18 protein-coding genes are annotated in these 19,597 nt (G+C 52.3%); 3 read left to right on the top strand and 15 right to left on the bottom strand.

All coding sequences use genetic code 11. From position 1 onward, the window contains the following. The 12 genes from nrdR to HEQ50_RS11120 all read right to left on the bottom strand — a co-directional run. A partial coding sequence (gene nrdR, locus HEQ50_RS11175; RefSeq protein WP_168900598.1) for a transcriptional regulator NrdR occupies positions 1-295 on the bottom strand: 295 nt, incomplete at its 3' end. A gap of 90 nt (positions 296-385) precedes the next feature. Further along, positions 386-1,012, bottom strand: a complete 627-nt coding sequence (gene coaE / locus HEQ50_RS11170; protein WP_168900597.1) for a dephospho-CoA kinase — start codon at positions 1,010-1,012, stop codon at positions 386-388. After that, on the bottom strand, positions 1,005-1,865 hold the full coding sequence (mutM, locus tag HEQ50_RS11165) for a bifunctional DNA-formamidopyrimidine glycosylase/DNA-(apurinic or apyrimidinic site) lyase (protein WP_168900596.1): 861 nt from the start codon (positions 1,863-1,865) through the stop codon (positions 1,005-1,007). The genes coaE and mutM overlap by 8 nt, the downstream gene beginning before the upstream one ends. Before the next feature lie 20 nt (positions 1,866-1,885). Beyond that, positions 1,886-4,549 carry a DNA polymerase I gene (gene polA, locus HEQ50_RS11160; RefSeq protein ID WP_168900595.1) on the bottom strand — a complete coding sequence of 888 codons (2,664 nt, stop codon included), beginning with the start codon at positions 4,547-4,549 and terminating at the stop codon, positions 1,886-1,888. Positions 4,550-5,314: 765 nt separating this feature from the next. Further along, positions 5,315-6,019 (bottom strand): Bax inhibitor-1/YccA family protein, encoded by a 705-nt coding sequence (locus HEQ50_RS11155; RefSeq protein ID WP_168900594.1) that lies wholly within the window; start codon positions 6,017-6,019, stop codon positions 5,315-5,317. 199 nt (positions 6,020-6,218) lie between these two features. Further along, positions 6,219-6,944, bottom strand: a complete 726-nt coding sequence (gene pnuC / locus HEQ50_RS11150) for a nicotinamide riboside transporter PnuC (RefSeq protein ID WP_168900593.1) — start codon at positions 6,942-6,944, stop codon at positions 6,219-6,221. Between the two features lie 39 nt (positions 6,945-6,983). Next, complete coding sequence (locus HEQ50_RS11145; RefSeq protein WP_168900592.1) at positions 6,984-7,709, bottom strand: nucleoside phosphorylase; 726 nt, start codon at positions 7,707-7,709, stop codon at positions 6,984-6,986. 2 nt (positions 7,710-7,711) lie between these two features. Then, positions 7,712-8,374: a Crp/Fnr family transcriptional regulator gene (locus tag HEQ50_RS11140; protein ID WP_168900591.1), complete on the bottom strand. Its 663-nt coding sequence runs from the start codon at positions 8,372-8,374 to the stop codon at positions 7,712-7,714. A 332-nt stretch (positions 8,375-8,706) separates the two neighbouring features. After that, positions 8,707-10,038: a UDP-N-acetylmuramate--L-alanine ligase gene (murC, locus tag HEQ50_RS11135; protein ID WP_168900599.1), complete on the bottom strand. Its 1,332-nt coding sequence runs from the start codon at positions 10,036-10,038 to the stop codon at positions 8,707-8,709. A gap of 140 nt (positions 10,039-10,178) precedes the next feature. Next, entirely contained in the window at positions 10,179-13,028 is a 2,850-nt protein-coding gene (locus HEQ50_RS11130; RefSeq protein ID WP_168900590.1) for a DNA translocase FtsK, read from the bottom strand. 347 nt (positions 13,029-13,375) lie between these two features. Continuing rightward, the gene (gene ytpR, locus HEQ50_RS11125) at positions 13,376-14,014 is read right to left on the bottom strand and encodes a YtpR family tRNA-binding protein (RefSeq protein ID WP_168900589.1); all 639 of its coding nucleotides are present in this window, start codon (positions 14,012-14,014) and stop codon (positions 13,376-13,378) included. A 21-nt stretch (positions 14,015-14,035) separates the two neighbouring features. Then, a complete protein-coding gene (locus HEQ50_RS11120) occupies positions 14,036-14,368 on the bottom strand; it encodes a thioredoxin family protein (protein ID WP_168900588.1) in 333 nt (110 codons plus the stop codon). Between the two features lie 312 nt (positions 14,369-14,680). Here HEQ50_RS11120 and HEQ50_RS11115 point away from each other — a divergent pair, with 312 nt between their 5' ends. Then, the gene (locus HEQ50_RS11115) at positions 14,681-15,007 is read left to right on the top strand and encodes a PepSY domain-containing protein (protein ID WP_168900587.1); all 327 of its coding nucleotides are present in this window, start codon (positions 14,681-14,683) and stop codon (positions 15,005-15,007) included. Positions 15,008-15,803: 796 nt separating this feature from the next. Here the strand turns inward: HEQ50_RS11115 and HEQ50_RS11110 are convergent. Both HEQ50_RS11110 and pepV read right to left on the bottom strand, forming a co-directional pair. Continuing rightward, positions 15,804-16,301 carry a universal stress protein gene (locus tag HEQ50_RS11110; RefSeq protein ID WP_168900586.1) on the bottom strand — a complete coding sequence of 166 codons (498 nt, stop codon included), beginning with the start codon at positions 16,299-16,301 and terminating at the stop codon, positions 15,804-15,806. 34 nt (positions 16,302-16,335) lie between these two features. After that, a complete protein-coding gene (gene pepV, locus HEQ50_RS11105; RefSeq protein ID WP_168900585.1) occupies positions 16,336-17,736 on the bottom strand; it encodes a dipeptidase PepV in 1,401 nt (466 codons plus the stop codon). Positions 17,737-17,882: 146 nt separating this feature from the next. Between pepV and HEQ50_RS11100 the strand changes: the two genes are divergently transcribed. Continuing rightward, positions 17,883-18,713, top strand: a complete 831-nt coding sequence (locus HEQ50_RS11100; RefSeq protein ID WP_168900584.1) for an NAD(P)H-hydrate dehydratase — start codon at positions 17,883-17,885, stop codon at positions 18,711-18,713. A gap of 135 nt (positions 18,714-18,848) precedes the next feature. Next, on the top strand, positions 18,849-19,094 hold the full coding sequence (locus HEQ50_RS11095) for a nuclear transport factor 2 family protein (protein ID WP_211089323.1): 246 nt from the start codon (positions 18,849-18,851) through the stop codon (positions 19,092-19,094). A gap of 100 nt (positions 19,095-19,194) precedes the next feature. On the opposite strand, the gene HEQ50_RS11090 is transcribed toward HEQ50_RS11095, so the two are convergent. After that, a partial coding sequence (locus HEQ50_RS11090) for an RNA-guided endonuclease TnpB family protein (RefSeq protein WP_168900583.1) occupies positions 19,195-19,597 on the bottom strand: 403 nt, incomplete at its 5' end.

Genomic DNA, 19,597 nt, shown 5'->3' with positions numbered 1-19,597 from the left:
CCAGTGCACGAATCTTATTTTCCACGTCATCGACAATCTTCGTCATGACGTCCATTCCCACCGGTCGTTTCTCCGCCGAGCGGATAATTCCTCGTAAAATCTTCTCGCGATTAAATTCCTCGCGCGTGCCGTTCTTTTTAATTACCAACAGCGGTGTCACTTCAACCCGCTCAAACGTCGTGAACCGAAAGCCACAGCTCTCACACTCACGGCGCCGGCGAATGACGCGCCCATCGTCAGTCGGTCGACTATCGACGACCCGCGATCCATTATGATGACAGTGCGGACACTGCATTTTGGTCACCTCATTTTTTCATTGCTTTATCTAGGTCGTATTTACGTGTCGCAACTCCCCATTCCGTTGCGTCTAGCCCCCACATTCGGCTCACTCGACCCTAATTGCCGCCGATGAGCCCAAATGAGTGGTGTCAAGCCATTTTACCACTTGTTGGCGCGTTTCGGCAATCGTTCCGGCGTTATCAATCACGACATCGGCCAGAGCCACCTTCTTGGTAATTGGCCACTGCTGATCCATCCGTGCCTGAGCGGCCGCTGCGGACAGACCATCGCGGGCCATTAACCGTTGCCGTTGAATCGCTGGTGTCGTCGCCACGACCATCACGTGATCGACCAGCTGAATCAGATAGCCAACCTCATAAAACGTGGGCGCATCAACCATGATTGCGGGGACCTGCTGATGACGGTACTCGGCCAATTGACGTGTGATCTCGGCTTGAATCAGCGGGGTGGTAATGGCCTCTAGCTGGCGTAATTTCGCCGGTTGACCAAAGACCAATTGTCCCAGCTTATGGCGATTCAAACGGCCATCCGTCTGGCGATATTCGGCCCCAAACGTGGTCAAAATTTGCCGGAGACCGGTCGTCCCTGGTGCCACCACCTCGCGGGCAATAATGTCAGCATCGATGATGGTTAACCCGGCCCGTTTGAGCCAAGTGCTCACCGTCGATTTTCCTGTGGCAATGCCGCCGGTTAGCCCCCACACCTCAGTCATGGGCGGCTTCCTCCGCCGCCTTGCTGGGATACGGCTGACAATGTGGGCAGAAGTGCGTGCCACGTTGGGCGACCTTAATCTTGACGATTTCGGTTCCGCAACGCTCGCAGGGTTCACCCTCATGGCCGTACACGTGCAGGCTATTTTGGAAATTACCGGTCTCGCCAAACGCCGTGGAGAACGAATGCACGGTGGTACCGTGGCCCTGAATGGCGCGGGCAATCTCTTGAATAATTGCCTCACGCAGCGTCGCAAGTTGCGCGGTCGTCAGCGTGTCGACCGGCGTCAACGGGTTAATCTTGGACAGCCATAGGACCTCATCCACGTAGATGTTGCCCAGCCCGGCAATCCGCGACTGGTCCAACAAGAAGGGCTTCACCACCTTATGGGACTTGCCAAAAATCCGCTGCATGTAGGCCAACGTTAAGGTTTTCTCCGTGGGCTCCGGTCCTAATTTCCCCAGCGAAGGTAATTCGGTATCTTCCGTACCAGTTGTGACCAACCGCATCCGGCCAAACTTGCGGGTATCGTTGTACCGTAGCTCCCGGTGATCCTTCAGATAAAAGATGACGTGGGTGTGCTTCGGTACCGGACTCCCTGCCGGCTGAACATCGTATTTGCCCTCCATGCGCAGATGCGACACCATCGTGAGGTTGCCACTAAACCGAAAGAGCAGGTACTTTCCTCGACGATCGATCCGTTCAATCTTACGGTCAATCAGGTCGGCCGTAAAGATCTCGGCGTCCGGTCGCACCATCTTGGGATAAAACACCGCAACGTGGTCGATCGTCGCTCCACCAACGAGACTCTCTAAGCCCCGTCGGACCGTTTCAACCTCTGGTAATTCTGGCATGCGTCCTCTCTCCTTTGCAGCTACTTAGCATCATACCAAGTTGGCCCATAATGGCTTTCAACCTTCAGTGGAATTTCCAAATCAATAGCGGAATCCATGATGCTAGGTACCAATTTGGCCAGCGTGTCGATCTCCTCGGCCGGCGCCTCAAAGATCAACTCATCGTGGACCTGTAAGAGCATCGTCGCCTGCAGATCTTTCAGGGCATCTTCCATCCGAATCATAGCAATCTTGATGATATCGGCGGCACTTCCCTGAATTGGCGTGTTCATCGCCGTTCGTTCGGCAAACGACCGCTGGTTAAAGTTCCGCGAGTTAATGTCCGGCAAGTACCGGCGACGATGGGCAATGGTCTCAACGTATCCCAACTCGTGGGCCTGCTGTACCATCCGTTCCGTATACGCCTTGACACCGGGATACTCCTCGAAATAGGTGTCGATGAAGTTCTTCGCCTGTTTCCGTGAAATTCCAATGTTTTGAGAGAGACCAAAGTCACTGATCCCATAGACGATCCCGAAGTTCACCGCCTTGGCCTGCCGCCGAATGTTCGGCGTAACCTCGGCGTCGGGCGCCATCTTAAAGATTCGCCGTGCGGTCGCCGCGTGGATATCCTCGCCCTCTCTAAAGGCTTCCTGCATGTTGGCATCGTGGCTCATGTGGGCCAGCACCCGTAGTTCAATCTGGGAATAATCGGATGAGAAGATCTGCCACCCTTGGTGACGGGGCACAAAGGCCTTGCGAATGGCCCGGCCCTCTTCGGTTCGAACCGGAATGTTTTGCAGGTTCGGATCGACCGAGGACAACCGCCCCGTCTGCGTCAATGTTTGAAGATAACGTGTGTGGACCTTCTGATCCTCGGGATGAATCACCTTGAGCAGGCCCTCCACGTAGGTCGATTGAATCTTGGCAATCTTACGGTAGCGCAGAATGTTTTCGGCAATCGGCGCATCGGCGGCCAGCTTCTCCAGCACACCGACCGCGGTCGAGTAACCGGTTTTGGTCTTCTTGATGACGGGTAACCCCATCTTCTCGAACAGGATGTGCCCCAATTGCTTGGGAGACCCGATGTTAAATTCCTCGCCGGCCTCCTGATAGATGGTCTGCTCAATCTCGGCCAACTGTTCGGTAAACTTGCTTCCCATGGCCTCCAACTCACTGGCGTCCACGGTAATTCCAGCAATTTCCATGCGGGCGAGGACGAAGCTCATGGGCAGTTCGATCTCGCGATACAGCTTAGTCTGTTCGTTTTCGTCTAGGCCCTCAAATAATTTTGGCCGCAACTGTTCAATTGCCCGCGTTTTACGCGCCAAGTGCTTGAAGAAGACCTCATCATCTTCGGGGATGGCCCGCTTGGCCCCTTTCCCATAAACATCCTCATCGGTCGCCACCTGGTCGTAGCCGTGTTCCATGGCCACTCGACCCAGGTCGTTGCTATTGTCGTAGGTGTTCAGCAGATAGGAGCACAACAAGAGGTCACAATCGACGCCGGCTAATGTGAGGCCTAAGCGATTTAAGCCAACATACGTCCGTTTAGCGTCAAAGACCTGTTTCGCCACGTCAGGTGACGTTAAAACGGCCTTTAACGGGGCCTGCTGTAAGAGGCTGACGTCGCGGCTGACCCACCACTGATCGTCATCGCCAATGGCAAAGCCGGCAAAATCAGACGTATGGTAATTTTCGTCCGGCATCTCCAAGTAAAACTCGCAGCCATCAGCCGTAAAGTCGGGCAACGCCGACAGATTTTCGGCCGTCAAGACCGTATAATCAATGTCCTGTAGCCCCGGTGTCGCGGTCGGCGTCTCACCATCGAAATCCATCTTGCTGAGAAAAGTTCGAAAGTTCATGCGTTGATAAAAGGCAATCAAGTCGTCGCGGTTAGGGCCTTCGTAGACCAGGTCGGCCACCTTTTTGGCCACCGGGGCATCCCGATTGATGGTGGCCAGTTGCTTCGCCAGCAAGGCCTGATCGTGATCCGCCACCAAGTGTTCCTTGAGTTTCTTAGCCGTAATGTCATCGATATGGTCGTAAATGCCCTCAATGCTGCCATATTGACCCACTAAATCCACGGCACGCTTAGGCCCCACGCCGGTAACCCCGGGATAATTGTCGGAATTATCGCCTTGAAGTCCCTTGATATCGATGATCTGTTCGGGCGTGACACCCATCTTTTCTTTGACGTAAGCCGGGGTGTAGCGCTCGATCTCGCTGACGCCCTTCTTGGAAATGGCGACCGTGGTGTGTTCGTTTGCCAACTGGGTGAGATCCCGGTCCCCGGTCACGATGGTCGTGGTAAAGCCCGCGGCCTCCGCCTGCTTGGCCAGCGTCCCGATAATATCGTCGGCCTCATAATTTGGGAGCTCGTAAGTCTGAATGCCCCGTGCGGCCAGAAGTTCCTTGACGTAAGGAAATTGTTCCGAGAGTTCGGGTGCGGTCTTGGCCCGGCCGCCCTTGTAGTTATCGTACATTTTAGTCCGAAACGTAACCTTGCCCGCATCAAACGCCACCAGGGCATGCGTCGGGTTCACGTTCTTTAGCATGGTCTCCAACATTGTGTTGAAGCCATAAATGGCGTTGGTGTGCAGTCCTTCGCTATTGGTAAATCGTCCTAACGACGTGTATAACGCGTAAAAGGCCTTGAAGGTCACACTGTTGCCGTCGATCAATAATAATCGTTTGTCCGCCATAATTCGCTCCTCCCGAGGGGCCTATCAGCGGCCACTCGCGTATTCTGCTTATATTTTACCAAAGATGGGCGCAAATCCGAAATGAAAAACGACTTTGGGGGAATTTAGCTGGTTTCTCCCAAGGGTCAAACCGTTCTGCCCCCAGCTAACCAGGCTTGTAATCATTAGCGCAGCTTTCGTCATCCACCTGCGTCAGCCAGAGATTCCGGTGCTGTGGGGACCGCCTGCGGCCTGAAAAGCGGTCCTCCGGCTCGGTTTGAAGTCTGACAAAGCCCGTCAGTCTCCAAACACGTCCCGCGCTGTAAGCTGCTACACAGCTAACACCGCTGTCACGGCTACCTGCATCTCTGTCTGCCTCCGGCTACGTTGACGACCAGGCGATTTCGAGTGTTCAACTCAAATCAAGTGCCATAACCAAAATTTGGCTTGGCCTGACCCCCTGCGTTTCAGATCAAACTCAGCGAACGGTACAGTGTCCCATTCAACTGCCGTATGATTATGGCCATTCGCCTTACGCAACTGGCGCCCTAACCATGCTTTATCTTTTGACGATTAGTTGTATTATACATAATCTGGTCAGTTAAGCATTTGTCGTCTGCTCAATCTACACAAACTTGACGCGTAACCCCCGTCCAAACGGGTAAATTGCCTTGCCATCCCGCCGATATCGTCCCACTTCGCGAGTCTATGAAATTCATTGTGAGATACAAAAAGCGAAGCACCAGCCATTGCCGACACCTCGCTCAATTCTAGTGGTCTTGACGCTTAGTCTCTGCCACCAAATAATCCGAAGATTTGTAAAAGTTGTAAGAATAAGTTGACGAAATCCAAGTACAATTGTAAAGCCCCGTTGATGGCCAGTCCCGTTTCGGAGACTTGATCACCATATTTGAGGTACATCTTCTTCATGCGTTGCGTGTCCCATGCCGTCAAAGCGGCGAAGATGATCACGGCGATGAAGGAGAAGATCATGGCAATCAATGAACTTTGTAAAAAGATATTAATGATCATAGCCACGATCAACCCAATCAACGCAGCAGATGCCTGGGTCCCAATTCGCGTCAGGTCCTTCTTGGTGGTGACCCCAATCGTCGCCATCGTCAAGAAGACGGCGGCACTGGAAACAAAGGCCCCAGCAATGGACGTGTTGTTATAAATCAACGTGTAAATGGAGAAGACGGCCCCGGTCACAACTGCGTAGACCATCAAGCCAACAAAGGCGACCGCTGGACGTTTCATCGATTGCCCACTGATCACGAAGGGTAAAACGAACCAAACGATGAGGGGCAGGATCATCGACCCGCCACTAAGGTTTTGTAAGGTCCCGCTGAACTGGGTTGCCATAACAAACGCCGTCACAGCAGATACCAGCACAGACAAGCCCATCCACCCGAACATTTTCGTCATAAAGCCATTAAGGCCGACCTCGGTATTAATCGTTTGACGGGGTTGCTGTTCATAGTTGTTCATTGAAACGCTCCTTTTTATCCAAACTTACCCAGCTGAGTACCGCCCAATTGCGGCACAACTTCTAGGTTTATTAGACTATATTCTATCAAATCCCTGACTAAATACAAGTAATCTGTCGCGGACAAGCCTAACAAAAAGGGGAACGATGCGCACCGTTCCCCAATAAAATCCGAATTATTAAGTTTATATTGCGGGCAAATTATTTACCGGCACCACCTTCATTATCGGCTTCACCACTCGCCCAGACCTTATTGGCATAAATCGAGTTGAAGAGAAGCGCTGCTTGCAAGGCCACCTGAGAGAGGTTCGCCCCTAGGGACCCAATGCTTGTCGCCCCAATCAGAATCTGGACGGTCAAAATACTCCAGTATAAAACATTGGCGATGTTGACTACGATCCACAATGACCAATTTTCCTTGTATTTCAGGATGTATAGCAGTTGCGCAATGATGCTGACCACAAAGTTCACGGAGTCAAAGTACGGCAGTTGACCGTTTAAAGCGGCCAGCACGATCCACCCAATGGCCCAGGCCACGAACGCCCCGATGAAGATCCACCGCCGCGTGTCTTTCTTGAATGAATGCGTGGCTTCATCGTGGCCCCACATGTACCAGCCAATGGGTTGAGAAATCACATAAATAATATCCATCGCAAATGACCCATAAGCATGGCTAATCCAGGCAACGTACGTCATTGCCAGGCATTGGACCAGGCCGAAGATAAACGAAATCTTACGCCCCTTCATCCCATAAACCAGGCATAGCACACCGCCGACCCCGGAGATCATCCCGATAAAGCTATCCGGAACGATCATGTAGACGACCAATTGAAGCAGAATTAAGATTGAAACGTAGATGACTTCAAATTTTTTCCAATTCGTAAAGAGCTGGTTATACCACCAGTTGTGTTGTTTTGCATTATCCATCTTGCATTCCCCTTTTCACAGTCCGACGTCTGTTCAGCCTTAGAGCGAGTGATCGCTTAAAATATTCAGCGCTAACTTGATTGAATTTGACTCGCCTTGGGCCATGAGATTATCGCCATTCGTTAAGTCACTGACTCCCGCTGCCAGATCACCCTCGTACAGGACCACGTTATTCAGAATTGACAGTGTCTCTAAGCCCCGCTGACGACCAATCACCATCATGGCCCCCGATTCCATATCGGCGCCCAGAATGCCTTTTTTAGACCAGAACGCTTCCGTCTGGGCATTGTCGTCCATATAGAACCCATCATGGGAGCGAATGATGCCGTAGCAGGCTTCCGGCGCAAAGTAGTGTGCCAGTGCCATGAGTCTAAAGGACGGCACCGCCGGATAGATGTCTGGCACATACTTACCCGTCAACCCATCGTCTCGCACAACCCCTTCGCCAATAATCAGTTGGCCTAAATCAATACCGGACTGCATCGCCCCGGCCGAGCCAACCCGAATGACCTTCTTAACCCCAACGTTATTGAGTTCCTCAATCGCAATCCCGGTCGACGGCGCCCCAATCCCAGTCGACATTATCAGGATACGTTTACCCTGATACGTTCCCAGAATTGACTTGTATTCGCGATTAAAGGCCCAGTCCTCGACATCTTCCAAAAAGCGACGACTGCGGTCCACCCGCGCAGGATCCCCCATAATAATGGCACTGTCCGTGTTAATTGTTGGCAATAATTGCGTATGTGGTTCTGGTTCTGTCATATCTATCCCTCATTTCTTAAAATAGTGATGAGCTGTGGTAAATCCGTGACCTTGATTTGAGACTTATTAATCGCAATGACTTCTAAATCTCGGAGTTGCTTGAGAATCCGGTTGAGATTGCGGCTGGACGTATCAATCTCATTCAACAGGTTGGTTCGGGTCACGACCTGATTGCGACGTGTGGCCCAAATCAGGTAGGAAATCGCCTGATCCAATGCCGAATGTAAGCTGTAACGTTCCGTCCGGTTGGTAAGGGTATATATCTGCCTAGATAAATTGTAAAGCAATTCACGTGAAAAGTGTTGATCTTCTTGCAACCAGACTTTAAAGCGATCGTTGGGAATCTTAAGCACCGTTACCGGGGTCAAGTTAATCACCGACGCACTATAAGGCTTGTCTAGTAAGGCTTCTTGCTCACCAATGAAGGCACCCTGCTCATAGATATCCAAGGCGACTGCCTTGCCACCGGCCGACATTAAGTAAATCTTTACCTTTCCTGCGGCGAGAATATAAGTATTGCTATATTGATTGCCTTGTACAAAATGAAAGTCATCCACCGCATAATGCTCAATTTGGAACTCATTAATGATGTGTAACGGGCAAGTCTGTAGTAACTGTCGCAACGTTGGTGCTTGATTCACTAGGGTCATCAAGTCATTCATCATCACGTAAACAACTCCCTTACAAAATAAGATTAGCAAAATTTAGCAAGAATCCCAATGACGTGGTTCTTCAAATGTATCCGCTTTCACGTGAAAATTACGCCCGTTTTGCCATTTTTAAGGACGGATGTCCTCGACAAGTTGGTCAACTCGTGAAATGAATCGTCAACCACAACAAGCTGTCCTAATTTTACAAATAGCCTAGCTCGCCGTCAATCACGGTCAGCCGCCGTGGAGGTCGCCAAGATCACCGACGACGCTAATTTTCGATTCTTCTCTGGCCAAATCAAAAAGGATCCACCAACGACTGTCAGTGAATCCTCAATTCGCAAAAACTAGTTATTCTTCAAAGATAAATGACTCAGTAATTCTTCATAGGACCGTTCGTACTTTTGAACATCCCCGGCACCCATGAAGACCACCACGGCATCGTGGAAGTCCAGGAGTGGCGACATATTGTCAACCGTCAGAATCTCGCCGCCCTTGGCAATCTTAGCGGCCAGATCTTTACTGGAGACAGCGCCCTGTGTTTCCCGCGCAGAACTGAAGATGTTGGTCAAGAAGACCTTGTCCGCCAAGTTAAGACTCTTGGCAAAGTCGTCCATCAGCGCAATCGTCCGGCTGAAGGTGTGGGGCTGGAAGACCGCGATGATCTCCTTGTCCGGATACTTCTGCCGAGCAGCGTCCAGCGTGGCCTTGATCTCGGATGGATGGTGCGCGTAGTCGTCAATGATAGTCATGTCGGCTAGCTTGCGTTCCGTGAACCGACGCTTAACGCCCTTGAAGTCGGCCAATTCACGCTTGATTTCATCCATGCCGACCTTTTCGAAGTAGGAAACGGCGATAACCGCCAAACTATTTAGCACGTTGTGTTCCCCGTACAGGTGAATCTCGAAGTTGCCGAGGTTCTTCCCTTCGTGATACACGTCAAACGTGGACCCCGTCGTGGACCGCTTGATATTCTTAGCTTGGAAATCGTCACGATCCTTAGTTCCGTAGTAGTAGACCGGCACATCGGTCTTTAATTTCCGTAGCTCAGGATCGTCGCCCCAGGCAAAGATTCCCTTCTTCACTTGGTTGGCCCAAGTCTCGAAGGCGCTGTAAACATCGTCAATACCGGTGTAGTAATCGGGGTGATCGAAGTCAATGTTGGTCATGATGGCGTAATCTGGCTTGGTGGCCAGGAAGTGCCGCCGGTATTCATCGGCTTCGTAAACGAAGAAGCGGGCATTCGGCGTCCCTTTACCGGTCCCATCACCGATCAGGTAAGAGGTTGGGGCCACACCACTCAACACGTGAGACAGGAGTCCAGTGGTACTGGTCTTCCCGTGCGCACCGGCAACCCCGATACTGGTATAACCTTCAATCAAGTGACCCAAGAATTCATGGTAACGGTAAACGGGCAGCCCCATGGCGCGGGCCTTCTTGATTTCCGGATGATCATCCGTGAAGGAGTTCCCGGCAATCACCGTCAGTCCCTCATGAATGTTCGCTTCGTCAAAGCCCATGACTTTGATGCCAGCCTGTTCCAGACCACGCTGTGTGAACGTGTACTGGGTAATATCTGACCCCTGAACCTTGAATCCCTTATCATGTAAAATCAGGGCAAGGGCACTCATCCCTGATCCTTTAATTCCAACAAAATGATAAACCGTTGCGTTATCCATTAAATGATCCTCTTTTCTACTCTTTGCGGTCAGGCCACAGGACACCCGTAACCGTACGAGTGACTCTTTTTCCATTCTAGCATATCCCCCCACCCCTTAAAAGCCAGAGTGCGTTTAAAACGAGGTGAGGTCTATTCACTTTACAATGAAGAAGGTGCATCTTTATCGTGCGGCTCGGGTAAATCCTTCCCCAGATCATCCGGCGTGAGATAAACCTCACGCGGCTTGGAACCGTGTTGCGATGAGACGTAGTGACGCTGTTCCAAATCGTCAATCAGATTGGCGGCACGGTTGTATCCGATCGAGAAGACCCGTTGAAGCTTAGACGTGGAGACCGTCTTTTCTTGGGCGATGTAGTCCAAAACCTTGGGCAACAACTCGTCTTGATTCTCTTCGGCCGTCTCGCGTTGCAAGAGGCCCTTGGGTTCAAACGCGTAATGCGGTTTACCTTGCGTCCGGACAAAATCCGTGATGGCGTCGACTTCGGACTCGACGAAGGCGCCTTGTAGCCGCATGGGCTGGCTGGCACCGTTACCCAGATAGAGCATGTCACCACGACCCAACAGGCTTTCGGCTCCCGCCGTGTCTAGGATAGTTCGCGAGTCAATCTGACTGGACACCATGAAGGCAATCCGTGTCGGAATGTTGTTCTTAATGGTCCCGGTCACGATGTCTACGCTAGGCCGTTGGGTGGCAACCAGCAAGTGAATGCCGGCGGCCCGGGCCTTCTGCGTGATTCGCACGATGTAGTCCTGCACCTCGCTAGCGGCCATCATCATCAGGTCGGCCAACTCATCGATAATAATCACGATGTAAGGCATCTTCAGGGAAGGTTCGTCGTTAGCGTCGGCGCGGTCGTTGAATTGCTCAATATTGCGAACTCCGGCCGCCGCCAACTTCTCGTAGCGTTGGTCCATCTCGGTGACGACCCACTTGAGTGCGGCCGCGGCCGCCTTAGGATCGGAGATAACGGGTGACAAGAGGTGTGGCAACCCATCGTAGGGAGCCATTTCAACGGCCTTAGGATCGATCAGTAAGAGCTTGACCTGCGCCGGCGTGGCCTTGTACAAGATCGACAGGAGTAAGGAATTGATGAACACACTCTTCCCAGAACCCGTGGCCCCGGCAATTAAACCATGGGGCATCTTCCGCAGGTCGGTCACTTGCGGCTGCCCAAATAAATCGACCCCGAGGGCCACCGTTAATGGCGACTCACTGTTCTTGAAGGCCGATGAGTTCAGGATTTCGGAGAGCATGACCGGTCGGGACTTCACGTTTGGAATTTCAATACCGACCGTTGTCTTCCCCGGAATGGGCGCTTCGATCCGAATATCCTTAGCGGCCAAGGCCAGCTTCAGGTCATCGTTTAGGTTCGTAATCTTATTGACCTTGACGCCGAGCGCCAGGCTAATCTGGAACTGGGTCACGGTCGGCCCAACCGTCCAGTCGGTGACGTGGGCGTCTACGTGAAAGGCACTCAGCGTGGCGTCCAATACTTCCGCCTGATGTTCAATCCATTCGTCTAGGGCCGCCTCATCGGGCACCACGGGCTTCGGGAGTAGACTAACATCTGGGAAATGATAGCCGCGGGTGGGCTGGTCATCGGCTTCTTCGGCCGCGACCGCCGGCGTACTTGGCCGGTCAAACAACGCCAGGTTCCGCTGATCGTTGCCCTCCTCTTGCATGATGTCACCAAGGGAGTGTCCCAACCCACGGGTCGGTTTGGCTTTAGCCTTAGGCTTCGTGGACGCAACGGATGACGGTTGGTCGTCCTGCGCACGGTCCAGTAATTGGTTCACTTCCGCTGGACGTTGTGTAGTTGCCGGTGCCGTGGAAGTAGCGGCCGCACTGGTTGACGCTGACACCGCAGTTGCCGTGTCAGGCGCCGACTGCGCGCTCAAATCCGCAACGGAGGTTGACACCCGGTGGGCAGCCGAATCGGCCGTCACCGCCGGCTGGTGGCTAGTCGACGCCACACTGGCTGGTACGCCAGCCGCAGAGCTCACGACTAAATGCGCCGTTGAACGGACCATCGCCGCGGAACGAACCGGACTGGTGGCCGATGTGGCTGGCTCAGTTGCCGATTGATCGGCTACCGGGGCGCTTGAACTGGTGGCGCTGGCGGAACTTGCCGAACGTTCAGACGTAGGCGCCGCGTTGGTGACTGACGTTTCTACCGCACGGTCCGCCGATTTAACCGTCCCCACGGGCAGGTAGTCCCCTGCCCCACCGATTGCCGACGTCGCTGATGCGTCTGTGGCTTGCGTTGCGGTGGCCTCGGTTGAAGCCGCTGCGTGTGGGTAGAAGACCTCCGTCGAGGCTACCGGAGCGCTGGATTCGGTAGCCACAGGGGTTGTCGCTGACGTGGCTGATTGCGTTGTTTCTAGCGTTGTACTTGAGTCATTCCGATTGGCCCCCTTGGACTTAGGCGCGGCCGCAGACGACGTGGCCGATACGGTCGCCGTTGCGGATTCCGACGTGCCCCGGGCTGTGTCGGGAGCCGTGACCGGTGTTTCGGTCGCTGGTGTCGTCATCGTTGCGGATGAGTTGGCCGAACTGGCAACCGTTGGCGTGGTCGGTTCATCACGTTCATCGGCCGCACCAAAGAGGAGAAAACTTTGATCGGTTTTCTCCAGACTGGCAATTAGTCGACGATAACGCCGCCGCGATTCCGAGGTGGGATGCGACCAGTGTAGCTGCTTAGGAATTGGGGTAACCTGAAATGGTCGATAATTTTCGGGGTGACTGTTCGTGACAGGCTTAGCCGCAGCGGAAGCCGCCGATTGCGGACGTTCCGTTGGTGTTGGCTGGGATTGTTGGCGTTGTTGACGCCCAGTCTCCTGTCGTTCACGTCCGCGTAACCGGTCATTGCGTTCTCGTCGTTGCTTAACGGAACGTTGGGACCGTTCGGCCGTGGTATCTTCTAATTGTTCGGGGCTCGGCTTTACCGCAAATTTCCGGAAAAAGGCTGGTCCATCGTAGTGCTCCATGTTTCTTCCTCCTTGACGGGTGCACACCGCACCTGCCGAATTTCAACACACTGGGAGGAGACGTCGCTTAGACAAGCGGCGGATTCACTCATTCCCTGATCATCATTTTTAGTCTAGCCATCAGTGGCTAGTTTTATGAGCCATACATTTGTTGCGGATTGCTTTAAACCTACAGATAGCCGCGCCACGGCGCTTGTAGGGACCATCATTTTGACGTGGTCGACCCGTGATGGTGGAAACTAACCAATTCGCTAAGAGTGGTTAAAGTCAATCTCCCCTATTGTACACAAAAAAGCGGGGTGCCGACAAGGGCAAACCCGCTTTCGTCATATTTCTTAAGCAAATTCTTAGGCCGTGAAGATGGTTTGACCACGTTCAAAATCAAACGGTTCGCCAACTTCATAGTCATCCGGCAAGATCAGGGCACCGGGCTTCTGTGGCGCGTTGGCTAAACCCAACTCACGACCGGAGCAGATCATCCCGTCACTCTCAACGCCACGTAAGGCCCCGGGCCAAATAATCAGACCGTTGGGCATCATGGCCCCAACCTTGGCGACCACGACCTTGATGTCGGTCTGCATGTTCGGTGAGCCACTGACGATCTGTAAGGACTGATCCTGATCGACCACCGTTTCCGTCACCAATAAGTGGTCGGAATCGGGATGTGGCGTGGCAGACTTGACGTAACCCACGACAAACTTGGAGGTCGTTTGAGCTTTCAGTTCACCGTTAAACCCAGCGTCTTCCAACGCGGTATTCAAGGCGGCCACATCATCAACGGTCAACATCACTTGACCATTGCCACTGATGTTCGGCAAAATCTTGGAGATGGCCAAGAAGTTGTAGCCCAATGTCTTTTCCGTCTCGGAATCATAGATTCGGGCGATACCATCGCGAACGGTGTGGGCCTGTTGGGGAGTGTCTTGAGCAACGATAACAATCAAAGTGTCCCCTAATTCTTGGGGATTGTAACTAGCAATTAACATGTGGGATCCTTTCCAACGGTTTTAATCGGCGTTAGTTGCCAATGAATTGATGAATTCTTCAACTTCAGCCTTAGTCTTACGGTCTTTATTCACTAACCGACCAATTTCATCACCATTTGAGTAAGCGATGAAGCTCGGGATGCCGAAAACGTTTAATTCGACGGCTAAGTCAATGTTTTCGTCACGGTCGACCGCGATAAACTTAAAATCAGGATATTCAGCTTCAATGTCGGGCATTGCTGGCTTAATGAACGCGCAGTCCGGGCACCAAGTAGCGGAGAAGAATAACATGGTTTTACCGTCTTTAACGACGTCTTTCAATTCAGCGGCTGACATTTTGGGTAATTGTTCCATGGGTGAGCACTCCTTTATTTAAGTTTTTAAAATACACAATCATCATTATAGCAATGTGGCTGGGGGATTACAAAATTTTAGCCCTTAATTACCGGAAATGGCGAGAAAGCAACGATATTGGCTTGGAAAATAAGGTAACCCGCCTTTTTCAATCGCCACCACACCGAGGTTTCCAACCGTGCCATTAGGGACATTTCAACTTTTCTGCAACTTTTCTGTCTTTTTACGGGAACTTCCGGTCAAACATTGCTATACTAGGAGCAGATAGAACGTTTACACGTTTGATAAAACAACTGCTAAGGAGGCGGTAGGATGACTGCTAGAAACGGACAACTTTATCAACTGAGCCTTACCGGTGTACTCGGGGGTCTCATGGGCATTTTCATCACGCGCTTCTTTGGTGGCGGCTCACGCCTGAACCCCGACAATATTTTGGAACGGGTCAAGCATCAGTTCCGCCAAGAATCACCCATTGAAGGCGCCTGGATCGAAAAACACGCGGTACCTTTCCAGAAATTCGCGGTGAAGTCTCGCGTCTACTACGGTGGGATCACCCGCTATGAAGACGACCAATTGGTTCAATACCAGTTCGTTGCCGACGCCAACACTGGAAGCATCCTTGATATTCACCGTCTTTAAAACTTATCCTGCGTCAACTCCGCGGCCCATCGCTTGTCGATGCGGTCGCTTTTTTCACCTAAAATCTGAAGGTCGAAAGATAGAAAACGGCTAGAATCCTTGGTGTGACAAGGATAACAACCATTATAATATGATCGTCGCGTACTGACCGCCTTACCGTTCGCCAAATTTGGTCTGGAACGCTGTGGGAAGGACCGGGAAAAGCCAAAGCCCTGTCTTTTCCCTCGCTTTGAGCCGTCAGACCGCATCTCAAAGACGCCATTTACCAAGAAAAATCGCTTGGTAAATCCCACGGCTGAGACCAAATTTGACTCACTCACGGCTACATGAGATGTATCCAATTAAACTGGCGGAACGTTGCCACTCCAGCAATGTCACTACACGTTTAGTGGTTTTCAACTATCGTAACCGGAGGCAGCCAGAGATGGAGGTAGCCGTGACAGCGGTGTTAGCTGATTTTCAGCTTACAGCGCGGGACGTGTTTGAAGACTGACGGTCTTGGTCAGGCTTCAAACCAAGCCGGAGAACCGCTTCTCAGGCCGCAGGCGGTCCCCACAGCGCCGGAATCTCTGGCAGCCGCAGGTGGTCGTTGATGACTAATTTAATGGCGATAAGCCTTACCAGCTGGGGACTGGAACGTGGTCGTGAACTTTCAACCTTTAGCTAAAATTTGAAAGTCTGAAAACACAGTTAGGTTCGCCGTTGATCAAATTTGGCGAACTGTAAGTCGGCCAGCAGAGACTGTGGGACCCAAAAAAGGCCGCCCCGCAAATCGGGCGACCTTTTCTGACTAAACCTAGATATGTTTAAACTTCGTGGAATGATTCTGCATGTCGGTTCGGACAATCAGCACGTCGGTCACGGCATTGGCCACCACCGCACTCGCAGTCGATCCCATCAACATCCGTTCAACCACGTTGGAGCCAATTGCCCCAATCATGATCAGATCGGCACCGTATTCTTGCGGTAAGGTTTTCGCCAAATCGATGTTGGGATGCCCGTAAAAGACGGACGTCTCCACGTGCTTGACCCCTGCATCTTCCGCTTGTTTCCGGTATGCGTCGACGGTCTGTTCCGAACGTTGGCGGGCCTCATCCATGACTTCCTGATCAACAAAGCCGAAACCGACCTTGGTATTGTTGCCGATTCCCACGTAATCGCCACCTGTCATGATGGTGACGATAATTAAATCAGCTTCGTTTCTGACAGCCACCGCGATGGCTTTTTCCACCGCGCGTTTGGCTTGCCGGGAACCGTCCACTCCCACTAGAATTCGCTCGTAGCGTTCGGACATCTTTACCACTCCCTTGTGGGTGCTTCTCGCAACCCTATTTCGTTAACTCATAGGTCGCCTGCCCGTAAATGGACATCGCCTTAATCAAATCATCTTCTGGTTGGAACTCATCGGCCTGATGCATGGTGTCTTGCGTGCCGGGGAATAAGGCCCCAAAGGCAACCCCACGCTTCATCAGCCGTCCGTAAGTGCCACCACCGACCACTTCTGGTTGGGCGTCCGTATCACCGGTTTGTTGCCGGTAAACGTCCATCAAGGTTGTCACAATCGGATCGCTCGGATCAACGTAGTGAGGCACCATCTCACGACCTTGCTTGATCTCAACGTTCATCATTTCCGTGGCCTTTTGCAAGCCAACTAAGATTTCGGCCGCGCCAATGCCCGTTGGGTAACGGAAATTAGTGTTAATCAAGCCACCTTGATCGGCGGTGAAGGTCATAATTCCGACGTTCATGGTCAGATCGCCCATCACCGGATCGTTGAAGGCTAGGCCTAACTTGTGTGCCCGTGAATCATCGTGTAGCTGGGTGGCCAATAAGGCTAAGAAGTCCTCGGCGTCACCACCAAAGTCGTAGTCGGTCAGGAAGCTGGCCAAGTACGTGCCGGCGTTGATCCCATTCTTGGGTTCCATCCCGTGAGCAGCCTTACCAATCACTTGGAAATGCAGCCCATCCGCTGTGGTCTCAACCGTTCCCGTAACCGGTTCTTGGTCCAAGAAGGTCTTGAAGTCCGCCACTAATTGGTCCGCATCGGCCGTTGTTACCGTTGCCTCGGCGTCGCGGGGAACCATGTTTTCCCGTAAGCCAGCATCGAATTCACGCAATGTAGCCGTGCCACCGTTGGCTCCACCGAAGTGACTTTCGAAGGTCACGTTCCCCTTTTCACCGTTGATTAAGGGGAACTCGGCATCGGGGGAGAAGCCCAATGTTGGTGCTGGCTCCAGGTCGAGATAGTGGTGCATCCCCGTCCAGTCACTTTCTTCGTCGGTCCCAATGATAAAGCGAATCTTCTTGGTTGGGGTGATGCCTTGATCCTTCATCATCTTTAGCCCGTAGTAGGCAGCCAAGGCTGGCCCTTTATCATCAGAGGTTCCCCGACCATACAGGTTGCCATCCTTCTTGGTTAACGTAAAGGGGTCCGTATGCCATCCCTTACCGCCGGGCATCGTGTCCGCATGGCCTAAGATTGCCAGCGTCTCGTCGCCCTCGCCAAATTCGACGTAGCCCACTAAATTGTCCAAATTCTTGACCGTAAAGCCATCGCGCTTCGCTAAGTTTAAAAAGGCGATTAAGGCTTTCGCTGGGCCGGGACCCAGCGGATAATCTGCGGTTGCCTGCGTGTCGTCTCGTGCACTGTCAATACCGACCAGTGTTGTCAGGTCAGCGACGTAGTCCTCGCGGTACTGTTCAGCTAACTGTTGCCAATCAATTGCCATGATTGGACCTCCTTTAATTTTTCGGACCCAATCAGGCCCAAAGTATACTTAATCTTAATTCTAGCATAACCGGGCCGAATTGTAAGCCGTTTTCCGGCACTAAAATGCTATACTGAAAGCGAAAACAATTTTAAGGAGGAACTCACATGGAAACGCTCTCGCAATCCATTTTAACGCAAACAATTCGGCAACGTCCGGCGGATAGCTACAAGGGGACGTATGGGCGGGTAACCTTGATCGGTGGTAATCGAAACTTCGGTGGGGCCATCCTCATGGCGAGTGCCGCGGCCGTATACGCCGGCGCTGGCCTGGTGACCACCATCACCGATGCCAGTAATCAAACCAGTCTGCATGCCCGGTTGCCGGAAGCCATGTTTGCCGATCTGACCAACCATGAGCAGATGAAAGCCTTGATTCGTTCGGCCGACGTGGTCGTGATCGGACCGGGATTGGGCACGGATGAAGCGGGACTGATGGCGTTAAATACCACCTTCAGCGTCCTTCAACCGGAACAGATCGTCGTGATCGATGGTTCGGCAATCACCCTAATTGCCCAGCACCACCTCACCTTGCCCCAAGCCCATCTTATCTTCACGCCGCACCAGATGGAGTGGCAACGACTCAGCGGTATCCCTATCGCCGAACAAACGGTGACCCGTAACCAGCCGGCGGTTCAACGCCTCAACGCCACGGTTATTGTCAAATCCCATCGCACCCAAATCTACACACCAACCGGCGTCTACGAAAATCCCTTAGGGACCCCCGCGCAAGCGACTGGTGGCATGGGCGACACCCTCGCCGGTATGGTTGGGGGGTTCGTGGCGCAGTTTGCCAATCCAACCGACGCCGTTCTGGCCGCCGTGTACAGCCACAGTGCGATTGCCGAAGAACTGGCGGAGAACCAGTACGTTGTCTTGCCCCATCAGATCATTGACGCGTTGCCCCAATTCATGAAGGCTCACGAGGCGCTGGTCTAATTCTGATCCGCCCGGTTTTCCGTGAATCCGGCACGCAATGCCTCGCCTACTTGCCAAACCGTTGCCGCTGTTGCATACTAAAAACACTTTAGTGGGACCTCTTAATAGCCCCGCACAGGAAGGAAGGCTTCACTCATGCCAGATTTAACTTTACCCGCAGCCATTGCGACCTTTATCTCAGCCACCAATGCCGCCGATTCCGATCAGTTTGTGGCTCAATTTACCACTGACGCCGTACTTAACGATTGGGGAACCGAATACCACGGTCCCACAGAGATTGCCAAATGGAATCAAACTGACAACATCGGGAAGCAATCACACTATCAACCACCCCTGACTAAAGTCAGAGGTTTGCGAGAACAACACCTTAAGATGCTATGACCGCAATTTGCTTAGATACAGCGATTGCCTGCATGCAGGTCTTACGTGCTAATGACCAAAGCCTTTAGTGTCCGCAGGTTGCCAGACGGACGAGAATTTCCTATTGCTTCACTAAGGCTGTTAATCCCTTGGCTAATATATTTTGAGCGGCGTTGTGATCGCGAATGTGATAAGCACCACATCGCGGACAGGTCCATTGTCGATCGGCCAAGGGCAACTTTTGCGTTGACTCAGTGCCCATAACAAAGCCACAATCATGACACGTTTGTGTGGTATTTCGGGGATTTACGGTCACGAATTGACATTTGTATAGATCAGCCTTATATGCAAGCATGCCTAAGAGCGTCCGCCAACCAACATCGGCGATACTCATGGCAAGGGCATGGTTACGCAACAGGTTTTTACTTCTTAATTCTTCGGCGACAACCAAATCGTGGTTCTTGATTAGTGCTGTCGAAACAAGATGTAAGAAGTTTTTCCGTCGATTAGCAACTTCCCGTTGG

The sequence above is a fragment of the Lactobacillus sp. HBUAS51381 genome (assembly GCF_012641095.1).
GTDB lineage: Bacteria > Bacillota > Bacilli > Lactobacillales > Lactobacillaceae > Levilactobacillus.
The sequence above is the reverse complement of the archived record's forward strand: the minus strand, read 5'-3'. Positions and strand labels throughout refer to the sequence as shown.